16 protein-coding genes and 1 tRNA gene are annotated in these 15,781 nt (G+C 54.2%); 15 read left to right on the top strand and 2 right to left on the bottom strand.

Annotation, left to right across the window (positions count from 1 at the left end):
* The first annotated feature begins 127 nt into the window (after positions 1–127).
* Both ACZOF8_RS06280 and ACZOF8_RS06275 read left to right on the top strand, forming a co-directional pair.
* Positions 128–280, top strand: coding sequence for a hypothetical protein (locus tag ACZOF8_RS06280; protein ID WP_022488018.1), 153 nt, complete (start codon positions 128–130; stop codon positions 278–280).
* 48 nt (positions 281–328) lie between these two features.
* Positions 329–490 (top strand): hypothetical protein, encoded by a 162-nt coding sequence (locus ACZOF8_RS06275; RefSeq protein ID WP_487426686.1) that lies wholly within the window; start codon positions 329–331, stop codon positions 488–490.
* A gap of 108 nt (positions 491–598) precedes the next feature.
* On the opposite strand, the gene ACZOF8_RS06270 is transcribed toward ACZOF8_RS06275, so the two are convergent.
* Entirely contained in the window at positions 599–1,594 is a 996-nt protein-coding gene (locus ACZOF8_RS06270) for a gamma-glutamyl-gamma-aminobutyrate hydrolase family protein (RefSeq protein ID WP_229778445.1), read from the bottom strand.
* A 296-nt stretch (positions 1,595–1,890) separates the two neighbouring features.
* On the opposite strand from ACZOF8_RS06270, the gene ACZOF8_RS06265 reads away from it, so the two are divergent.
* From ACZOF8_RS06265 to fumC, 8 genes are all read left to right on the top strand, one after another.
* On the top strand, positions 1,891–2,202 hold the full coding sequence (locus ACZOF8_RS06265; protein ID WP_022486605.1) for a hypothetical protein: 312 nt from the start codon (positions 1,891–1,893) through the stop codon (positions 2,200–2,202).
* 64 nt (positions 2,203–2,266) lie between these two features.
* The gene (locus ACZOF8_RS06260; protein WP_022486604.1) at positions 2,267–3,208 is read left to right on the top strand and encodes a threonine ammonia-lyase; all 942 of its coding nucleotides are present in this window, start codon (positions 2,267–2,269) and stop codon (positions 3,206–3,208) included.
* 486 nt (positions 3,209–3,694) lie between these two features.
* Complete coding sequence (locus ACZOF8_RS06255) at positions 3,695–4,921, top strand: NAD(P)-dependent oxidoreductase (RefSeq protein WP_022487534.1); 1,227 nt, start codon at positions 3,695–3,697, stop codon at positions 4,919–4,921.
* A 45-nt stretch (positions 4,922–4,966) separates the two neighbouring features.
* Positions 4,967–5,042, top strand: a tRNA-Lys gene (locus ACZOF8_RS06250).
* A 532-nt stretch (positions 5,043–5,574) separates the two neighbouring features.
* Positions 5,575–6,573, top strand: coding sequence for a TAXI family TRAP transporter solute-binding subunit (locus ACZOF8_RS06245; RefSeq protein WP_022487535.1), 999 nt, complete (start codon positions 5,575–5,577; stop codon positions 6,571–6,573).
* Positions 6,574–6,582: 9 nt separating this feature from the next.
* On the top strand, positions 6,583–7,134 hold the full coding sequence (locus ACZOF8_RS06240; RefSeq protein ID WP_022487536.1) for a DUF1850 domain-containing protein: 552 nt from the start codon (positions 6,583–6,585) through the stop codon (positions 7,132–7,134).
* 22 nt (positions 7,135–7,156) lie between these two features.
* On the top strand, positions 7,157–9,085 hold the full coding sequence (locus tag ACZOF8_RS06235) for a TRAP transporter permease (protein ID WP_347567413.1): 1,929 nt from the start codon (positions 7,157–7,159) through the stop codon (positions 9,083–9,085).
* 176 nt (positions 9,086–9,261) lie between these two features.
* Positions 9,262–10,638: a class II fumarate hydratase gene (gene fumC, locus ACZOF8_RS06230; RefSeq protein WP_279128303.1), complete on the top strand. Its 1,377-nt coding sequence runs from the start codon at positions 9,262–9,264 to the stop codon at positions 10,636–10,638.
* Between the two features lie 38 nt (positions 10,639–10,676).
* On the opposite strand, the gene ACZOF8_RS06225 is transcribed toward fumC, so the two are convergent.
* Complete coding sequence (locus ACZOF8_RS06225) at positions 10,677–11,021, bottom strand: heat-shock protein Hsp90 (protein ID WP_302574495.1); 345 nt, start codon at positions 11,019–11,021, stop codon at positions 10,677–10,679.
* 334 nt (positions 11,022–11,355) lie between these two features.
* Here ACZOF8_RS06225 and ACZOF8_RS06220 point away from each other — a divergent pair, with 334 nt between their 5' ends.
* From ACZOF8_RS06220 to ACZOF8_RS06200, 5 genes are all read left to right on the top strand, one after another.
* Positions 11,356–12,624, top strand: a complete 1,269-nt coding sequence (locus ACZOF8_RS06220) for an S-layer homology domain-containing protein (RefSeq protein WP_487426685.1) — start codon at positions 11,356–11,358, stop codon at positions 12,622–12,624.
* Between the two features lie 110 nt (positions 12,625–12,734).
* Positions 12,735–13,433 carry a TetR/AcrR family transcriptional regulator gene (locus tag ACZOF8_RS06215; RefSeq protein WP_022487541.1) on the top strand — a complete coding sequence of 233 codons (699 nt, stop codon included), beginning with the start codon at positions 12,735–12,737 and terminating at the stop codon, positions 13,431–13,433.
* 98 nt (positions 13,434–13,531) lie between these two features.
* Positions 13,532–14,344, top strand: a complete 813-nt coding sequence (locus ACZOF8_RS06210) for a C39 family peptidase (protein ID WP_022487542.1) — start codon at positions 13,532–13,534, stop codon at positions 14,342–14,344.
* A gap of 263 nt (positions 14,345–14,607) precedes the next feature.
* Positions 14,608–15,051, top strand: coding sequence for an Hsp20/alpha crystallin family protein (locus ACZOF8_RS06205; RefSeq protein WP_022487543.1), 444 nt, complete (start codon positions 14,608–14,610; stop codon positions 15,049–15,051).
* Between the two features lie 282 nt (positions 15,052–15,333).
* The gene (locus ACZOF8_RS06200; RefSeq protein ID WP_487426684.1) at positions 15,334–15,687 is read left to right on the top strand and encodes a TetR/AcrR family transcriptional regulator; all 354 of its coding nucleotides are present in this window, start codon (positions 15,334–15,336) and stop codon (positions 15,685–15,687) included.
* Positions 15,688–15,781: the final 94 nt, after the last annotated feature.

Raw genomic sequence — 15,781 nt, 5'->3', positions numbered from 1 at the left:
TTGTTTACAATTTACCCCTGAACAAAACATCCAAATGTGAACTGAATGTGAAGTACTATACATAAACAATATATGAATTATAATAAAGATAGTTCGGAAATAGCCGAACAAAAAAGGAGGGGTTCTTATGGGAATGAATGGTAAAATGGAAACGATGGCTCGTACGGAAGCCGGCAGCGTAGAAGAGAAGATCCTGGAACTGTTCGCTCCCAGCCTGTCCGGAAGCGATGTCCCCAGCCTGAAAGACTGGGATCCCATGGGGTATTTCGATTTCGAGTAAACGGAACCGGTCCCTGGCATGATGGCAAGAAAGTAGGAGGGATGGATCATGGGAATGACAGCGAAAAGCGGTTACGAAATGACGAAAAAAGTGGAAGGGTTGCTGGATATCCTGACATTGGGTGTCCTGGCCACCAGTAAAGCGAAATCCAAAGTCACCAGGTATGAAGTAGAAATACCGGGGATGGTAAGACGGGAATTTCGGGTATAAAAAATAAGGTGTGCTGCAGAAAAAACTGCAGCACACCTTATTTTTTATACCGGCCATTGACAATTGACCATTGACCGCTGACAAAAAAAGGGGCCTGCGCCCCTTTTTTTATTTCGTCGCCTTATCCGCTGCCGCTTTCACCAGGGCCTGGAAAAATTTCAGGGACACTTTGGTGTCGCAGTAGTCTTTGGCGTCTTTTTTGTTGATCAGCACCTGTTTCAGGTCGTTTTCCGGATGGAACTGGAGAGCCACCGTAAAGGTGTTCTTGGGATATTCCACCCCTTCGATGATGGAAATGCCATTGTAGGTAGTTTCTGCCGTCTGGACCAGATCCGTTCCGGTGATGCTGCCGATAGCCTGATGGTGCCAGGAAGAAACGTTCTTCAGTTCGTCAGCTCCCACGATTTCCCGGAGATGGGAATGGGCCGGCAGGATGTGCACATCATGACGGGCATAATCCCGGTTGGGGGTTCCCGGAGGCATCCGGTGGAAGTCGTCATGATAGGTCTTCCCCTGTTCCTTGTAGTAATCCGTCAGATCCTGGATCATTTTGGCTCCGGAGACAACCCCCAGCATCTGTTCGCTGCGGCATACATCCAAAGTAGGGATGTTGTTGGCCAGGCAGTAGGCCTGGAGGGTATAGTCGGAAATATCCCGGGTGGCGTTGATCCCTTCCCCGTGGTTCTTTTCCTTTTCCGCATCTTTGTACAGGGACGGGCTGATGTCCTCTCCGCCGGTACCGAAGACCCCGTCCACACCCTGCATCACCGTGGCGATGTTGGTTTTGGCAAAGTCTTTGGCTTTGATCTTGTTGGCGTATTTCTGCTTCAGCATGCCGGATTTTTCCAGGGCAGATTTGTCCACGGCACCGTCGCTGTCATATTTCACATCCGTGCTTTTGATCTGGCCCAGTTCCACCGGAACCCCGCCGGCCAGTTCGATGATCTTTTTGAAGGCCGCATAATCCTGTTTGTTGCTCTTCCAGGAAATCCCGATCACCGGTTTCCCTCCCACCATGGCATGGACATCATAGGCCATCCCCAGGGAGAAACTCAGGGATAGGGCAGTTACCGCAAGGACTTTTTCCAGTTTCTTCAGCTTCATGGACATGCACTTCCTTTTTTAGAATGGTTCCGGATTCATAATGAACAGAACAAGGTCAGTGTAGCTGATTATTCACAAAAAGTCAAAAAATATGTGAATGGTTCGTAAAGAAATGTTAAACTTGTTAGGAATGATACAGGAAAATAAGTATAAGCGTCTGCTTATACTGAACTATTTTTATAAGTAAAGATGTGCAGTTCGGAAATTAAAGCTGCTGCAGGGCTGCTGTCCCCCTTGCATTCCTTTCCTCTACCCGGTACAATACGGTCAAAAGAGACAAAAAGGAGCGAGACACCATGATCCTGTTTTATGGAAGTGAAATCTGTATCGACTGCCGGAATACCCTGGCCATCCTGAAGGCCCGGAATCTGGAGGACAAGTTCCGGTTCATCGACATGACGGCGAATACTGACAATATGAAAGACTTCCTTACCCTCCGGGACCGGGAAGCTGCCTTTGCCCCGGCCCGGGAAGGGGCAAACGGCCGTTCCTTCATTGGCATCCCCGCCTTTGTAAACGAAGAGGGAAAAGTCACCCTGGACCTGGACCAGGCCCTGGCCTGGCTGGGCCAGCCGGCGGTGAAGGAAGCGGAGATTGTGGAGAGGTAAGCCGGATAAAAATCCTGCTGGCAGGCTGAAAAGGAATTATCGTTGACTTGAAGGAGGTTGTATCATGCTGACTCTTGAATCCATCTTTCAGGCACAGAACCGGCTCCGGCCCTATGTGCTGCACACGCCGCTGCTCCGTCTTCCGTCTCTGGATGCTCTGTTGGGCTGTCAGGTCTATGTGAAGGCAGAATGCATGCAGCTGACCCATTCTTTCAAGATCCGGGGGGCTCTGAACCGGATCCTGCAGCTGACTCCGGAAGAACGGGCAAAAGGTGTGGTCACGGCTTCCAGCGGCAATCATGGCAGGGGCGTGGCCTATGGGGCAAAAATGCTGGGAATCCAGGCTACGGTGGTCATCCCGGAACATGCGCCGGCCATCAAGATCCAGGCCGTCCGTGACCTGGGGGCCAATGTGATCCTGTGTGAAAAGTCCCAGCGTTTTGCCATTGCGGAAAGGATGCGGGACGAACAGGGACTTTGCTATGTGCCACCGTTCAATGATTATGATGTCATGGCCGGTCAAGGGACCATTGCACTGGAAATCTTCGAAGATCTGCCGGATCCGGATGGAGTGGTTGTTCCTCTGGGCGGGGGCGGTCTTACCAGCGGGATTGCCACGGCTGTCAAAGGCATCCGTCCGGAAACCCGGGTCGTTGCCTGCGAACCGGACCGGATCCCCCGTTTCACCGTAAGCCTGAAAGAAGGGCGGCCCATAGAAGTTCCTCAGGCGGATACCATTGCCGACGGAGTGGCTACCCTGTGCCCGGGAGACAAAACCTTCCCCCTTGTCCGGGATAAAGTGGACCAGGTCATCGACGTGCCGGAAGATGCTCTGCTCCCAGCCATGAAGCTGCTCCTTACAGAAGGCAAGGTCCTGGCCGAACCCTCCTCCACCATTGGTCTGGCGGCCATCCAGAGCGGGAAACTGGCCTTCAAACCGGAAGACAAAGTGGTGTTTATCCTTTCCGGAGGAAATGTGGATTTTTCCCTGGTACAGGGATTGTAAATTCGATGCTGTTGGAAATCAATTTTTGCAAATTGATCTTGAAATGAAAAAAAACGGAGGCAGATGGGGTCCGGCTTCCTGGTCCGTAGCCGCAGCCTTTGACCGTCAGGGCAAGGCGATAGGCTGTGAGCCTCCCGCCAGGGACGAACGGGTCTGCCCTCCCGGCGGAGAGCCCTCGCGGGTGTATGGGTATAGAAGTTTTTGCCCTCTGGGCGGCCGGGACGGGTTTGCCTGCGGCGACCCCCTACATCGTTGGGGTCAGAGATTCGTACATCTGGCGAGCCGCCGGTTGTGTGGCCTCTACGGGCCCATGCTCTTCACTCTTCACTCTGCACTTTCAGCCCCTTTCTGCATAACTATACTGTGATGAAGGCTTTACCGAGAACTTGTTGACACATACCTGCAGCCCCCTTTTCCCTTGACAGAATCCCTGCCAGTTCGATAGACTATAAAAAATACCATTTTAAAGGAAACGAGGTTTTTCCTATGTCCATTCACGAATTGGAAGAAGCCAACCGGTGTCTCCAGTGCAAAAAGCCCCGGTGCCGGGAAGGCTGTCCCATCCATACCAATATTCCGGAAATGATCCGGCTGTTCAAGGAAAACGACCTGATGACGGCCGCCCAGATGCTGTTTGACAACAACCCTCTTTCCGTAGTCTGCAGCCTGGTGTGCAACCATGCGGCCCAGTGCGAAGGTCACTGCATCCGGGGCATCAAGGGAGCTCCTGTGCACATTTCCGCCATTGAAAACTACATCTCCGATTCCTGCTTCGACCGGCTGAAGATCGACCAGGCTCCCTCCAACGGGAAAAAAGTGGCCATTATCGGCGCCGGCCCTGCCGGGATCACCATTGCCATCATCCTGGCCAAACGGGGCTACCAGATCACCGTTTTCGATTCCCGGGACAAGATCGGAGGCATCATGCGGTACGGGATCCCGGAATTCCGGCTGCCCCGGTACATCCTGGACCGGTTCGAAGACCGGATGAAGAAAATGGGCATCAAGTTCCGGTTCAACTTCACCATCGGAGGCAACATCACCCTGAAGGACCTGTTCGCCGACGGGTACAAATCCGTGTTCATCGGCACCGGTGCCTGGCGGCCCAAACGGATGCTGATCCCCGGGGAAACCTTCGGGAACGTCCACTATGCCATCAGCTACCTGAACAACCCGGATGCAGTGGATCTGGGCCAGAGCGTGGCCATTTTCGGGTCCGGGAACTCCGCCATGGACGTGGCCCGTACCGCCGTCCGTCACGGCTGCAAAAGCGTCACCGTCTATGTGCGCCGGGACCATGTGTCCGCCTCCCAGGATGAATATGAATATTCCCTGCTGGACGGAGTGAAGTACGAATTCAACAAAACCGCCGTGGCCATCAAGGACGAAGGCCCCATGGTGGCGGATACCAAAGTGGAAGACGGCCATGTGATCGTGCTGGAAGACACCGCCCGTCTGGTGCCGGTGGACAGCGTGGTGATCGCCGTATCCCAGGTGCCCAAGCGCCGGCTGGTGGAACACAACGAAGGCCTGGAGCTCAACGACCGGGGGAACCTGAAGACCAGCGAAGACGGGGAAACCACCCTGCCCGGGGTCTTTGCCTCCGGGGATGTGGTCACCGGAGCCAAGACCGTGGTCCATGCGGTGGAGTATTCCAAGAAGATCGCCGACGAAATGGATCTTTACATGAAAAATTTGGATAAAAAGGGTTGACAAAATCCGCTGATTCACGCTATAATGATTAAGCTGTAACGCAATGATTCACTAGCTCAGTTGGTAGAGCACCTGACTTTTAATCAGGGTGTCCCGGGTTCGAGTCCCGGGTGGATCACCATTTGAAAGCCAAAGGCCTGTCCCGTTGGGACAGGTCTTTTTTTGTGTGCGGCGGGCGGACCGGGCGGCACAGCTGCGCCGGTCCAGGGTAAAATGTGGCCAGAGCCGCCTGCAGCTTGCCGGCCTGTTTAAGCGTGTACGCCGGATCCGTAGGGGCGGCAGGCCCGGCCGCCCGCAGGCACTACGGACTTTTTCTGCATGGAACCAAGCCGTAAGACACAAAAACGCCATAAATAAATTTGATAAAACTGTGAATTTGAACATATAAAAATCAATTATTATGAACAAATAATGTCTTTATGCAATCTATTGTATACAATGGATTGAACTATTTCATGTTGAATCCGAGAAAACTGTATGTTATACTGAATCCATAGAATTCACGGAAATATGAAAATAAACAATAATTTCATCAAATATAAATTCTGCTGATGGCGGATTGCCTTTTTATGATTTACCCCCTTTTCTTTCTGAATTCAGCCCTTCACAGGGTTTGAAGAGCCTTTATTCCATCAATCTAAGGAGGGATTATTGTGAAAAAGTGGTTTGCAGTATTGATGGCAGGGATGCTGGCCGTAACAGCCGCAGGCTGCGGCGGCTCCGGGGACAAGAAATCTGCTGACGGAAAACTGGACCGGAGCAAACAGTTCATCACCGTGCTCACCGGTCCTACCAGCGGTATCTATTTCCCCATCGGAGGCGCTTTCTCCAAAGTCGTCGGGGAAATGGGCTACAAGACTTCTGCTACGGCTACCGGGGCTACGGTGGAAAACATCAACGGGATCCTTACCGGCAAGGGTGAAATGGCCATTGCCATGTCCGACTCGGTGATCCAGTGCCAGGACGCTTTCGGGGCCTTTGAAGGCAAGAAAAAGGAGCCGGACCTGCGGGTGATGATGGGTCTGTGGCCCAACGTGGTCCAGATCGTTACTACGGAAGATTCCGGCATCAAGACCTTCCAGGACATCAAAGGCAAGAGAGTGGGGGTCGGGGCTCCCAACTCCGGGGTGGAACTGAATGCCCGGATGATCTTTGAAGCCAATGGCATGAGCTACAAGGACGCCAAGGTGGACTACCTGTCTTACGGGGAAGCCATCGACCAGATCAAGAACGGCCAGTGCGACGTGGCCTTCGTGACTTCCGGCCTGGGAAATGCCACCATCAAGGAACTGGGCACCATGAAGAAAATCCGGTTCATTCCCATCGACGGGGAAGCCATCAAGAACCTGACCGCCAAGTATCCCTTCTACATGCCCTTCAAGATTCCCAAGGAATCCTATGACACGGACGCGGATACGCCTACCGCTGCCGTTATGAACGTGATGCTGGTGGACAAGAAGCTGCCTGATGATGTGGTGTATGACCTGCTTACCGGGATCTATTCCCAGAAGGGGCTGGAAACCATCGGAGCTTCCCATGCTACGGCCAAACGGGAAATCACCCTGGATACCGGTCTGAGAGGCATCAAAGGGACCTCTCTGAAGCTGCATCCCGGGGCGGAAAAATTCTGGAAAGAAAAAGGGAAGCTCTAAGGCTGTCCCGTGAAGGGTAAAACAAGGATCCTGGCCTGTCTGGCCCTGCCCTTTGCCATCGGACTGCTGTTCTGGTGGCACTGGGCCGGCCGGACAGTCCTGCGGATCAGGGATTATCAGACAGGGAAAATTTATGTGGAATATCCCGCCGGGCCGGGGGACAGGCTGTTTTTCGGATGGATCCATTCTCTGGAGCACATCCACTGGCATGAATATTTCCATGTGGCGCCGGACAACAGCCTGGTGCTGGATACCATTTCCTTCCCGGCTTTCGGGGCGGGGATTCCGGAAAACAGGGGGAAGAAGACCTGGATCGATGAAAAAGGGAACATTTACATGGACCAGATCGACCAGGTGTTTCCCCGGATCGACTGGCTGAACTCCCATTACGCCACCCGGGAGATCCGGATCAACGACCAGCTGCTCACCAGCGGCCGGCTGTTGCCGGAACATACCCGGCTGACCCTGATCATAGAGAAAAGGGGGTATTTTGATGGACGACTTGAAGAAACGCTCTGCAGCTCCGGGCTCCGACGCTTTCTCCCAGGCTCCCGTCAATAAGGACGGGATCATCACGGGAGACATGACGGAAGAAATGGCGGCCAAGACCAATGCCATCATCGAAAAGGTGGACAAGGAAAGCGCCACCCGGAAATTCACCGGCAAAATCAAAAGTTTCTTTTACATTTTTGCCATCCTGGTTTCTCTCTACCATCTGTATACGGCTATTTTTGGACCTCCGGTGACCCTGGTCCACCGGTCTCTCCATGTGGCCATGATGTGTTCCATGTGCTTTTTGATGTATCCCATGAGGAAAAAATCCAGCCGGACTACCCCCAGCTGGTTCGACTGGTTCCTGGCGGCCATTTCCTTCGTGATTCCTTTCTACATCTGGCATGATTACCTGGGTGTGGTGGAACGGGCCGGACGGGCCAGCGATATGGATATGGTCATGGCTACCCTGCTGGTGGTGCTGGTGCTGGAAGCCACCCGGCGCTGCAGCGGCAAAGCCCTGCCCATCTTGAGCATCTGCTTCATCCTTTACGGGATGTATGGCCGGGAGTTTCCCGGGATGTTCATGCACCGGGGCTACGACTGGCTCAGTCTGTCCAACCATTTCTTCGCCAATACGGAAGGGATCTACGGCACTTCCGTCAACGTATCTTCCAGCTATATTTTCCTGTTTATATTGTTTGGCTGCGTCATGACCAAATCCGGCATGGGAAAGTTCTTCAATGACATTTCTCTGTCCATTGCCGGTCACACCAAAGGCGGTCCCGCCAAGGTGTCCGTGGTGGCAGCAGGGCTCCTGGGCTCCATCAACGGCTCTGCGGTGGCCAATGTGGTGACCACCGGGTCCTTTACCATTCCTTTGATGAAGAAGACCGGTTATTCGGCGGAATTTGCCGGCGCGGTGTCGGCGGCAGCTTCCGTAGGAGGCCAGCTGCTTCCGCCCATTATGGGGGCGGCAGCCTTCATCATGGCAGAAATCCTGGGGGTCAAGTATTCGGAAATCATCGTCTGGGCGGCCATTCCGGCGCTTCTGTACTACATGGGGATCCTGATCCAGGTCCAGCTCCGGGCGTCCAAAGACGGTCTGGTAGGGGTACCCAAAGAACAGCTGCCCCGTACCCGGGATGTGCTGAAGGCCCAGGGCCATCTGATCATTCCCATTGTGTTCCTGCTGTACATGCTGTTCATGTCCGGCTCCACCGTAGTCTATGCGGCGGTGCTCACCATCGGGGTGACCATCCTGGTGGCCGCTCTGAAAAAAGCCACCCGGATGAAACCCAAAGCCATTGTGGATGCCCTGGCGGAAGGAGCCAAGCAGACGGTCAGCGTGGCCATTGCCTGTGCCTGCGTGGGCATTGTGGTGGGGGTTTCCTCCAAAACCGGGTTCGGGCTCACCATGGCCAACACCATCATCAGTCTGGGGAATACCAGCATCATGTTCACCCTGGTGTTCACCATGATCACCTGCATGATCCTGGGGATGGGACTGCCTTCCATTCCTTCCTACATCATCACTTCCTCCATTGCGGCGCCGGCCCTGTTCAAATTGGGCATCCCCAATGCGGCGGCCCATATGTTCAGCTTCTACTTTGCCATGTTTGCCAACCTGACGCCTCCTGTGGCCCTGGCGGCCTTTGCGGCGGCAGGGGTATCCGGCGGGGATCCCATGAAGACCGGCTGGACCTCGGTGAAGCTGGCAGTGGCCGGGTTCATCATTCCCTATATTTTCGTCTTGTCGCCTCAGCTGATGCTGATCAATACAACCTTAGGGGAAGGGTTGTTTACGGCGGCAACGGCGGCGCTGGGGGTGTTCCTCCTGGCGGTGGCCTGCGAAGGATATGTGTACGCACCGGTGAATGTGGTCATGCGGCTGGTGTCCCTGGTCGGGGCCCTGCTGCTGATGATCCCGGGAATCCAGACCGACATCATCGGAGCCGTGATCCTCATCGCCGTGATCTTCCTACAGAAAAAGAAAGCTGCTTCTTTGCAGGCGGCATAAAGAAAGACGGCCGGGACGGGCGGAAGGTTGCGTCCAAAACCAGATGCCAGGCATCTGGCTTCCCTCGGCTGCTGACCGTTGACAGGGCTGTTGCGTATGCAACAGCCCTTCTTCATTTGACAAACCCCCAGGGCTATGGAATAATGCAGATATCATAGGAAAAGCGAGGGGATATCATGGCGAAAAAAGAGGAATGGCGTCTGGAACGGGATTCTATGGGTGAAATCAAAGTCCCGGCGGACAAGTACTGGGGTGCCCAGTCGGAACGGAGCTTTGAAAACTTCAAGATCGGTACGGAAAAAATGCCTCTGGAAGTGATCCGGGCCTTTGCCTATCTGAAGAAAAGCGCAGCCCAGGCCAATGAGGCTCTGGACAAACTGGACAAGAAACGCTGCCAGACCATCGGGAAGGTCTGCGACGAGATCCTCAAGGGCAAACTGGACGAAAACTTCCCGCTGGCGGTATGGCAGACCGGCAGCGGCACCCAGAGCAACATGAACGTCAACGAAGTGATCGCCCACCGGGGCAATGAACTGGCCGGGGAAGCCCTACTCCATCCCAACGACCATGTGAACATGTCCCAGAGCTCCAACGACACCTTCCCCACCGCCATGCACATTGCTGCTGTCTGGGAACTGGAAAAACACCTGCTGCCGGCCCTGGATGAGCTGGTGGCTGCTTTCAAAAAGCTGGAAAAGGAAAATAAAGGCATTGTGACCACCGGCCGGACCCATCTCCAGGATGCAGTGCCTGTGGCTTTCTCCCAGGAAATCTCCGGCTGGCGGACCATGCTGGAACGGAACCGGCAGGAAATCAAAGCCGCGGAAAAAGGGCTGCTGGAACTGGCCCTGGGGGGCACGGCCGTAGGTACCGGCCTCAATGCCCCCAAAGGCTTTGACAAAAAGGTGGCGGGCTTTATTGCCAAGAACACCGGGTTCCCCTTTGTGACAGCCCCCAACAAATTCCATGCTCTCACCAGCCTGGACGATATGGTCTTTGCTCACGGGGCCCTGAAGGCTCTGGCCGCCAACCTGATGAAAATGGCCAACGATGTGCGCTGGCTGGCTTCCGGCCCCCGGGACGGACTGGGAGAGATTACCATCCCTGCCAACGAACCGGGTTCCTCCATTATGCCCGGGAAGGTGAACCCCACCCAGTGCGAAGCGGTGACCATGGTGGCGGTGCAGGTCATGGGCAACGATGCGGCCATCGGCTTTGCCGCTTCCCAGGGGAACTTCCAGCTGAACGTGTTCCTGCCGGTGACCATCTACAACTTCCTTCAGTCCGTACGGCTCCTGGGAGATGTAATGGAATCCTTCCGGAAGAACTGTGTGGTGGGCATTAAGGCCAACAAGGAAAAAATGGCCCACAACCTGCACAATTCCCTGATGCTGGTGACGGCCCTGAGCCCCTATATCGGCTACGACAAATGTGCCCAGGTGGCCAAACTGGCCTTCAAGGACAACATTTCCCTGAAAGAAGCCGTCCTGAAACTGGGCTTTATGGAAGAAAAAGAATTCGACAAAGTGTTCCATCCGGAGAAGATGGTATAAAAAAGGAGCTGTTGCACATGCAACAGCTCCTTTTTATTTTATTCCCCCAACATCTCCAGAATCTTCGCTCCGGCGGTGCAGGCGGGGCAGAAGCAGTACTTGCCTCCTTCTGCCTTTACTTTCTGGCCCTGGGCCAGCAGCTGGGCAGCGGTTTCGGCTCCGAAGGCCTTTTTGGCGTCTTCCGAAGCAAAGAAGGGCAGCACCTGGTCGATGGTGCACACATCTTCCTTCAAAGCGGCCCGGAGCAGGGCCGTCAGGTTGGCCTGGGCGGCGGTGCCCTCAGCGGCCAGCCATTGTTCCGCCAGATCTTTCAGACCGCTGTACACGCTGGGGGCTGCGGCCAGATTCTTTACTTCAGCAACCAGTTCTTCATGATTTGCCATGGGAATCATCCTTCCTGTAATAAGATTAATTACATCATACCCTCTTTTCTCCAAAACTGCAAGCGTCTCTTTTCCATCGATATTGTGATAAAAATGAAAAGTTCGTGAAATATACACTTGTAAAAAAGAAGGCTTTGGGAACACAAGGCGTTTTCCGGGACGGGAGAAAGTTTCCTCTGGTATAGTGAAGACGTGGAAAACTACCACAGATCCTGGAACGAAGAGAAGCGCAGGATTGCCGGCACCTGTAGAGGAAACAAGGCCACTCGCACAGAACCCGGGAAGCAGGCGAACCCCTTCCGGACAGGAAATTACCAGAAGGAGGATTTTTATCATGAAAAAAAACTTAGTGTGTGCTCTGGCTATGGCTATGGGCATCAGCGCCACGGCATTTGCCGCCAACCCGTTCTCTGATCTGCCTGCAGGCCACTGGGCTTATGGAGCTGTAGCAAAACTGGCTGCTGCCGGTGTGGTGGACGGATATCCTGATGGCACCTTCAAAGGTGACAAAACCATGACCCGGTATGAAATGGCACAGATTGTAGCCAAAGCTCTGGCCAAAGGAGCCATCGGTGCCGATGACAAGCTGGTCAGCGAATTCGCTGATGAACTGGACAACCTGGGTGTCCGGGTGGCCAAACTGGAAAAGAACGCCGACAATGTGAAGATCACCGGGAACGTCCGGCTGAGCTATGATCACAGCTCCGGCGGTGCCGTAAACAAATGGCAGGCTGCCAAAGCCGGCCGTGACAACGACGACGCCCGGCTCCGTACCCGTCTGTTCCTCACCGGCGAAGTCAACGACAACTGGCATTACGTATCCATGCTGGAAAACAACCAGCACTTCATCGGCCAGAACGAATCCGGTGACGATGACACGGAATTCCAGAGAGCTTACCTGACCGGGAACATCGGGGTGGTAAACCTGACCGGCGGCCGGTTCCAGGACTTCATCGCTGACGGGAACATCTACGATAGCCGTGTGGATGCCATCAAAGCCGATGTGAAGATTGGCCAGGCCTACATCACCGGGGTCTGGGGCAAAATGGCCAACAAGAGCGAATACAGCTGGAGCGATTCCAACAACGATTCCGTGGCCGACAAATACTGGAGGGCGGAAGTAGGCGGCCGTTGGGGCAACCTGAACATGGCAGCCAACTACGTCCGGGCAGACGATGTAACCGCCATGGGCATGGGCAAAGATGATGACTCCATCTGGACGGTCGGTGCCGACTACACCGCAGGCAAGTTCAAATTCGGGGCCATGTACCTGAACGGGGACAATGATCACCTGGATGACATGGGTAAAGATGACGACGGGGTCGTTGCCTGGCTGCAATACGGCGGCGCCACCGCTTCCAAACCCGGCAGCTGGGGCCTGTTCACCAAATACTATGATCAGGCGGCCACCACTACCATTGCTCATACCATGAACGGCCGGTATGATGTGTTCCCGGAAGAAGGGTTCAAGGGCTGGCACTTCGGCGGCAACGTAACCTTGGCCAAGAACATGGTGGCCCAGGTGGAATACTTCGACCTGAAAGGCAAGGACAGCGACGAACATGCACGGACCCTGTGGTCTCAGATGGTCGTAACCTTCTAATCAGCAACCAACACGAGAGGACTGCATACTGGCGGCAGTCCTCTTGTTTTTTTAGCCGGAAGGGATTTGGTATAATGGAAACAGAAGCTGCGGCAAAGGAGGATGTTCTGATGGGAAGACGGAAAAAGGAAGAAAAACTGCTGGAAGAAAAGGATGAGGCCCTGCACCGGAAGATCCGCCACCGGGCCAAGGAGATGTTCCTGGAACTGGGATATGTGCGGACCACCCTGCCCAAACTGGCGGAATCCCTGGGGATTCCCCAGCGGCAGATCAGTCTCTGGTACCGGACCAAGGAAGAACTGTTGGATGACCTGGCTGCCCAGCTGATGGAACGGACCCGGGATTATATCTGCCACACCTTCCTGCCAGATGAGGCTTTCCCCGAATCCTGGACCCGGGAGGAAATGGCCCTGTACCGGTATGTGATGCTGCTGGGGATGGAAATGGAGGTACTGGACACCAACACCATGCTGTGGAGTTTCTGGAAGACTGCCTACTGTATCCCCCATCTGCTCGAACGAGTGGTGGCCCGCCATTACCGGTATGTGACCAGACTGTTTTCCGTCCGGATGTCCAGTCAGTTCAGCTACGAAAAGATGCTGCTGGTGTGTTCCGGACTGGGAGGCTATGTGATGGCCCACGGGTTCCGGAAGCCCTACCACTGGGACCGGATCCGCCGGACCTTCCTGACCCATTCCCTACGGATCTTCGGGATTTCTTCCGGGACCATCCAGAAAATGCTGGACCGGCTGGAGGAGCAGCGGCCCCTGCTGGAGGAAATCAGCGGGAAAATCCTGGGGAGCTTATAGGCATTCCGGCGGAAATCTTTTATAATAGGGAGAAGAAATACGGATGCCCGAGGGCCCTTTCCGGAAAAAGGGCCGGGCCGTGAAAGGAACGGATGGATATGAAACTTTTCCCAAAACTGACTTCTGCTGTGCTGGCCGGCCTGCTGGCCGCCGGCTTCTCTCTGCCGGTGCTGGCGGCCAACCGGAACTTCAGCGATGACATGAAATTCCAGGAACCGGCGAAAATCACCCAGGACCAGGGGGCTGCTTCCATAGAGCGGAAACTGGATCACAAAAAGACCATTTATTACACTCACCCGGACTTCTACCATATGCATTCCAAAGGGTCCCTGGTGCTGCTGCCGGCTTTCAAGACCATCCAGCAGTCCAGTGAATGGTCCTGCGGACCGGCGGCAGCCCTGATGGTGCTCCGATGGTATGACCGGCAGAAGGACTGGACGGAACAGAAGCTGGCGGATCTGCGCCATCCCCTGAAGGACGTGAATGTCCCTGGTTTCCCGGACGGCTATCCGGGCACCACCCTGGAACAGATGAAGGACATGTTCCAGAAGGTGGGAGGGTTCGACCTGGTGACCACGGAAGACTATGCAAAGGCCGGGAAGACCTTCGGACCGGAAGACATCAAGGCCACCCTGAAGGCCGGAAAGCCCATCCTGGCAGGATGGATCGACTGGGGCGGCCACTGGCAGGTAATCATCGGCTATGATGACATGGGCACCGCCGACACCCAGGACGATGTGCTGATCGTGGCGGATCCCTACGACACCACGGACCATAACCAGGACGGCTACGGCATCTACCCGGCCGCCCGGTTCTTCTCCACCTTCGACATGTACGGCCAGTTCCCGGAAAAAGAGGGAGGGAACCACAATCTGTTCCTGATCGCCTCTCCGGCCCGGGTGAAGCTGTGATTTTTTAGAGGGGCTGCTGCACATGCAACAGCCCCATTCCTCTCCTCTAAAAAGTCAAAAAAACTTTGACTTTTTAGCACTCAACGCTTGACAGTGCTAACAACCTGTGCTATTATAATACCAGAACGAAGGAAAGACCACAGAGAAGGGTTCCCAAGAGAACCTGGAACGTAGGACGGGCCCCTGAGGGGCCGCAGGAATCCAGCCTTTCGGTAGTTCCAAAAGCTGACCTTCAAGGCCAAGATTGAATGGAGGAATGGCTTATGTTACTGCCTAGCGTTTTCAATGACAATGTGTTCGATGATCTCATGAATGACTTTGATGATGTGTTTACGGCCAGAAATCCTCTGTACGGGAAACACTCCAGAAATATGATGAAGACCGATGTGCGGGATGTGGGCGACCACTATGAACTGGACATTGACCTGCCGGGGTTCAAGAAGGATGAAATCCATGCACAGCTGGAAAACGGATATCTGACCATCAGTGCCAGCAAGGGTGTGGACAAGGATGAAAAAGACAAGAAAGGCCAGTATATCCGCCGTGAACGGACCTTTGGCCAGTGCGCCCGGAGCTTCTATGTAGGCGAAGGGGTCACCGAGGCTGATGTGAAGGCCAAGTACGAAAACGGTATCCTGGAACTGAGCATCCCCAAAAAGGAACCCCAGAAGGTGGACAACAAGAAATATATCGCCATCGAAGGATAACGAGGGCGGGAGACTCCGTGGAAAGTCGGAGCTCCATAGAGAAAAAGGACTGCTGCTTGAGCGGCAGTCCTTTTTTTGTGCAACAAATGTATGACTGTATAGTCGGAAACAGACTGTTTAGTCATGGCTCAAGTGCAAGAAGTTACAGGATTTTCGAGGGATACTTGTGGCAGAAAAATGAAAACAATGAATTTTTTCGCTATTGATTGATGAAGTTTTTGCCCCGTGATACACTAAAATCATACCGCAAAATATTGCAGGAAGAATGGAGTCACAGGATTTATGGGCAGAAATCGAAAACAACCGTTGGCAGACGTTACTCCACAGGACCTGACCGGCCGGGAACGGGTCCTGAAAAGTGCAGCCAGACTGCTGCTGGATGTAGGCTACCAGCGGATGACTCTCAGCCGGATCAGTGAGGAATCCGGAGTGGGAGGGCTGGAGATCCGCCGCTGGTACAAAACCAAGGACGAAATCCTGGCGGCTTTGACGGAGCAGCTGAAACGGCTGATCCTGACCCAGGCCCTGGAGATTTTCGGGGTGCCGGAGAAAAAGATCGAACTGCTCCTGGTGGAACTGGAAACCCAAAAAGAGAAAATGCTGGAAATCGGGCAGCAGCTGTTTGAAGAGCTGTGAGACCGTTGAAGGGGTTGTTGCTTAGGCAACAGCCCCTTTTTCCTTGACATCCTCCCCCAGTCCCCATAAACTATATTCTATACTGTATTGTAGC

It is taken from the genome of Acidaminococcus sp. (assembly GCF_057597765.1).
The sequence above is the reverse complement of the archived record's forward strand: the minus strand, read 5'-3'. Positions and strand labels throughout refer to the sequence as shown.

What these genes read in the sequence shown, in the direction of transcription:
- ACZOF8_RS06280 (WP_022488018.1), top strand. Translation starts at nt 128, where the DNA reads ATGGGAATGAATGGTAAAATGGAAACGATGGCTCGTACGGAAGCCGGC.
- ACZOF8_RS06275 (WP_487426686.1), top strand. Translation starts at nt 329, where the DNA reads ATGGGAATGACAGCGAAAAGCGGTTACGAAATGACGAAAAAAGTGGAA.
- ACZOF8_RS06270 (WP_229778445.1), bottom strand. Translation starts at nt 1,594, where the DNA reads ATGAAGCTGAAGAAACTGGAAAAAGTCCTTGCGGTAACTGCCCTATCC.
- ACZOF8_RS06265 (WP_022486605.1), top strand. Translation starts at nt 1,891, where the DNA reads ATGATCCTGTTTTATGGAAGTGAAATCTGTATCGACTGCCGGAATACC.
- ACZOF8_RS06260 (WP_022486604.1), top strand. Translation starts at nt 2,267, where the DNA reads ATGCTGACTCTTGAATCCATCTTTCAGGCACAGAACCGGCTCCGGCCC.
- ACZOF8_RS06255 (WP_022487534.1), top strand. Translation starts at nt 3,695, where the DNA reads ATGTCCATTCACGAATTGGAAGAAGCCAACCGGTGTCTCCAGTGCAAA.
- ACZOF8_RS06235 (WP_347567413.1), top strand. Translation starts at nt 7,157, where the DNA reads ATGACGGAAGAAATGGCGGCCAAGACCAATGCCATCATCGAAAAGGTG.
- fumC (WP_279128303.1), top strand. Translation starts at nt 9,262, where the DNA reads ATGGCGAAAAAAGAGGAATGGCGTCTGGAACGGGATTCTATGGGTGAA.
- ACZOF8_RS06225 (WP_302574495.1), bottom strand. Translation starts at nt 11,021, where the DNA reads ATGGCAAATCATGAAGAACTGGTTGCTGAAGTAAAGAATCTGGCCGCA.
- ACZOF8_RS06220 (WP_487426685.1), top strand. Translation starts at nt 11,356, where the DNA reads ATGAAAAAAAACTTAGTGTGTGCTCTGGCTATGGCTATGGGCATCAGC.
- ACZOF8_RS06215 (WP_022487541.1), top strand. Translation starts at nt 12,735, where the DNA reads ATGGGAAGACGGAAAAAGGAAGAAAAACTGCTGGAAGAAAAGGATGAG.
- ACZOF8_RS06210 (WP_022487542.1), top strand. Translation starts at nt 13,532, where the DNA reads ATGAAACTTTTCCCAAAACTGACTTCTGCTGTGCTGGCCGGCCTGCTG.
- ACZOF8_RS06205 (WP_022487543.1), top strand. Translation starts at nt 14,608, where the DNA reads ATGTTACTGCCTAGCGTTTTCAATGACAATGTGTTCGATGATCTCATG.
- ACZOF8_RS06200 (WP_487426684.1), top strand. Translation starts at nt 15,334, where the DNA reads ATGGGCAGAAATCGAAAACAACCGTTGGCAGACGTTACTCCACAGGAC.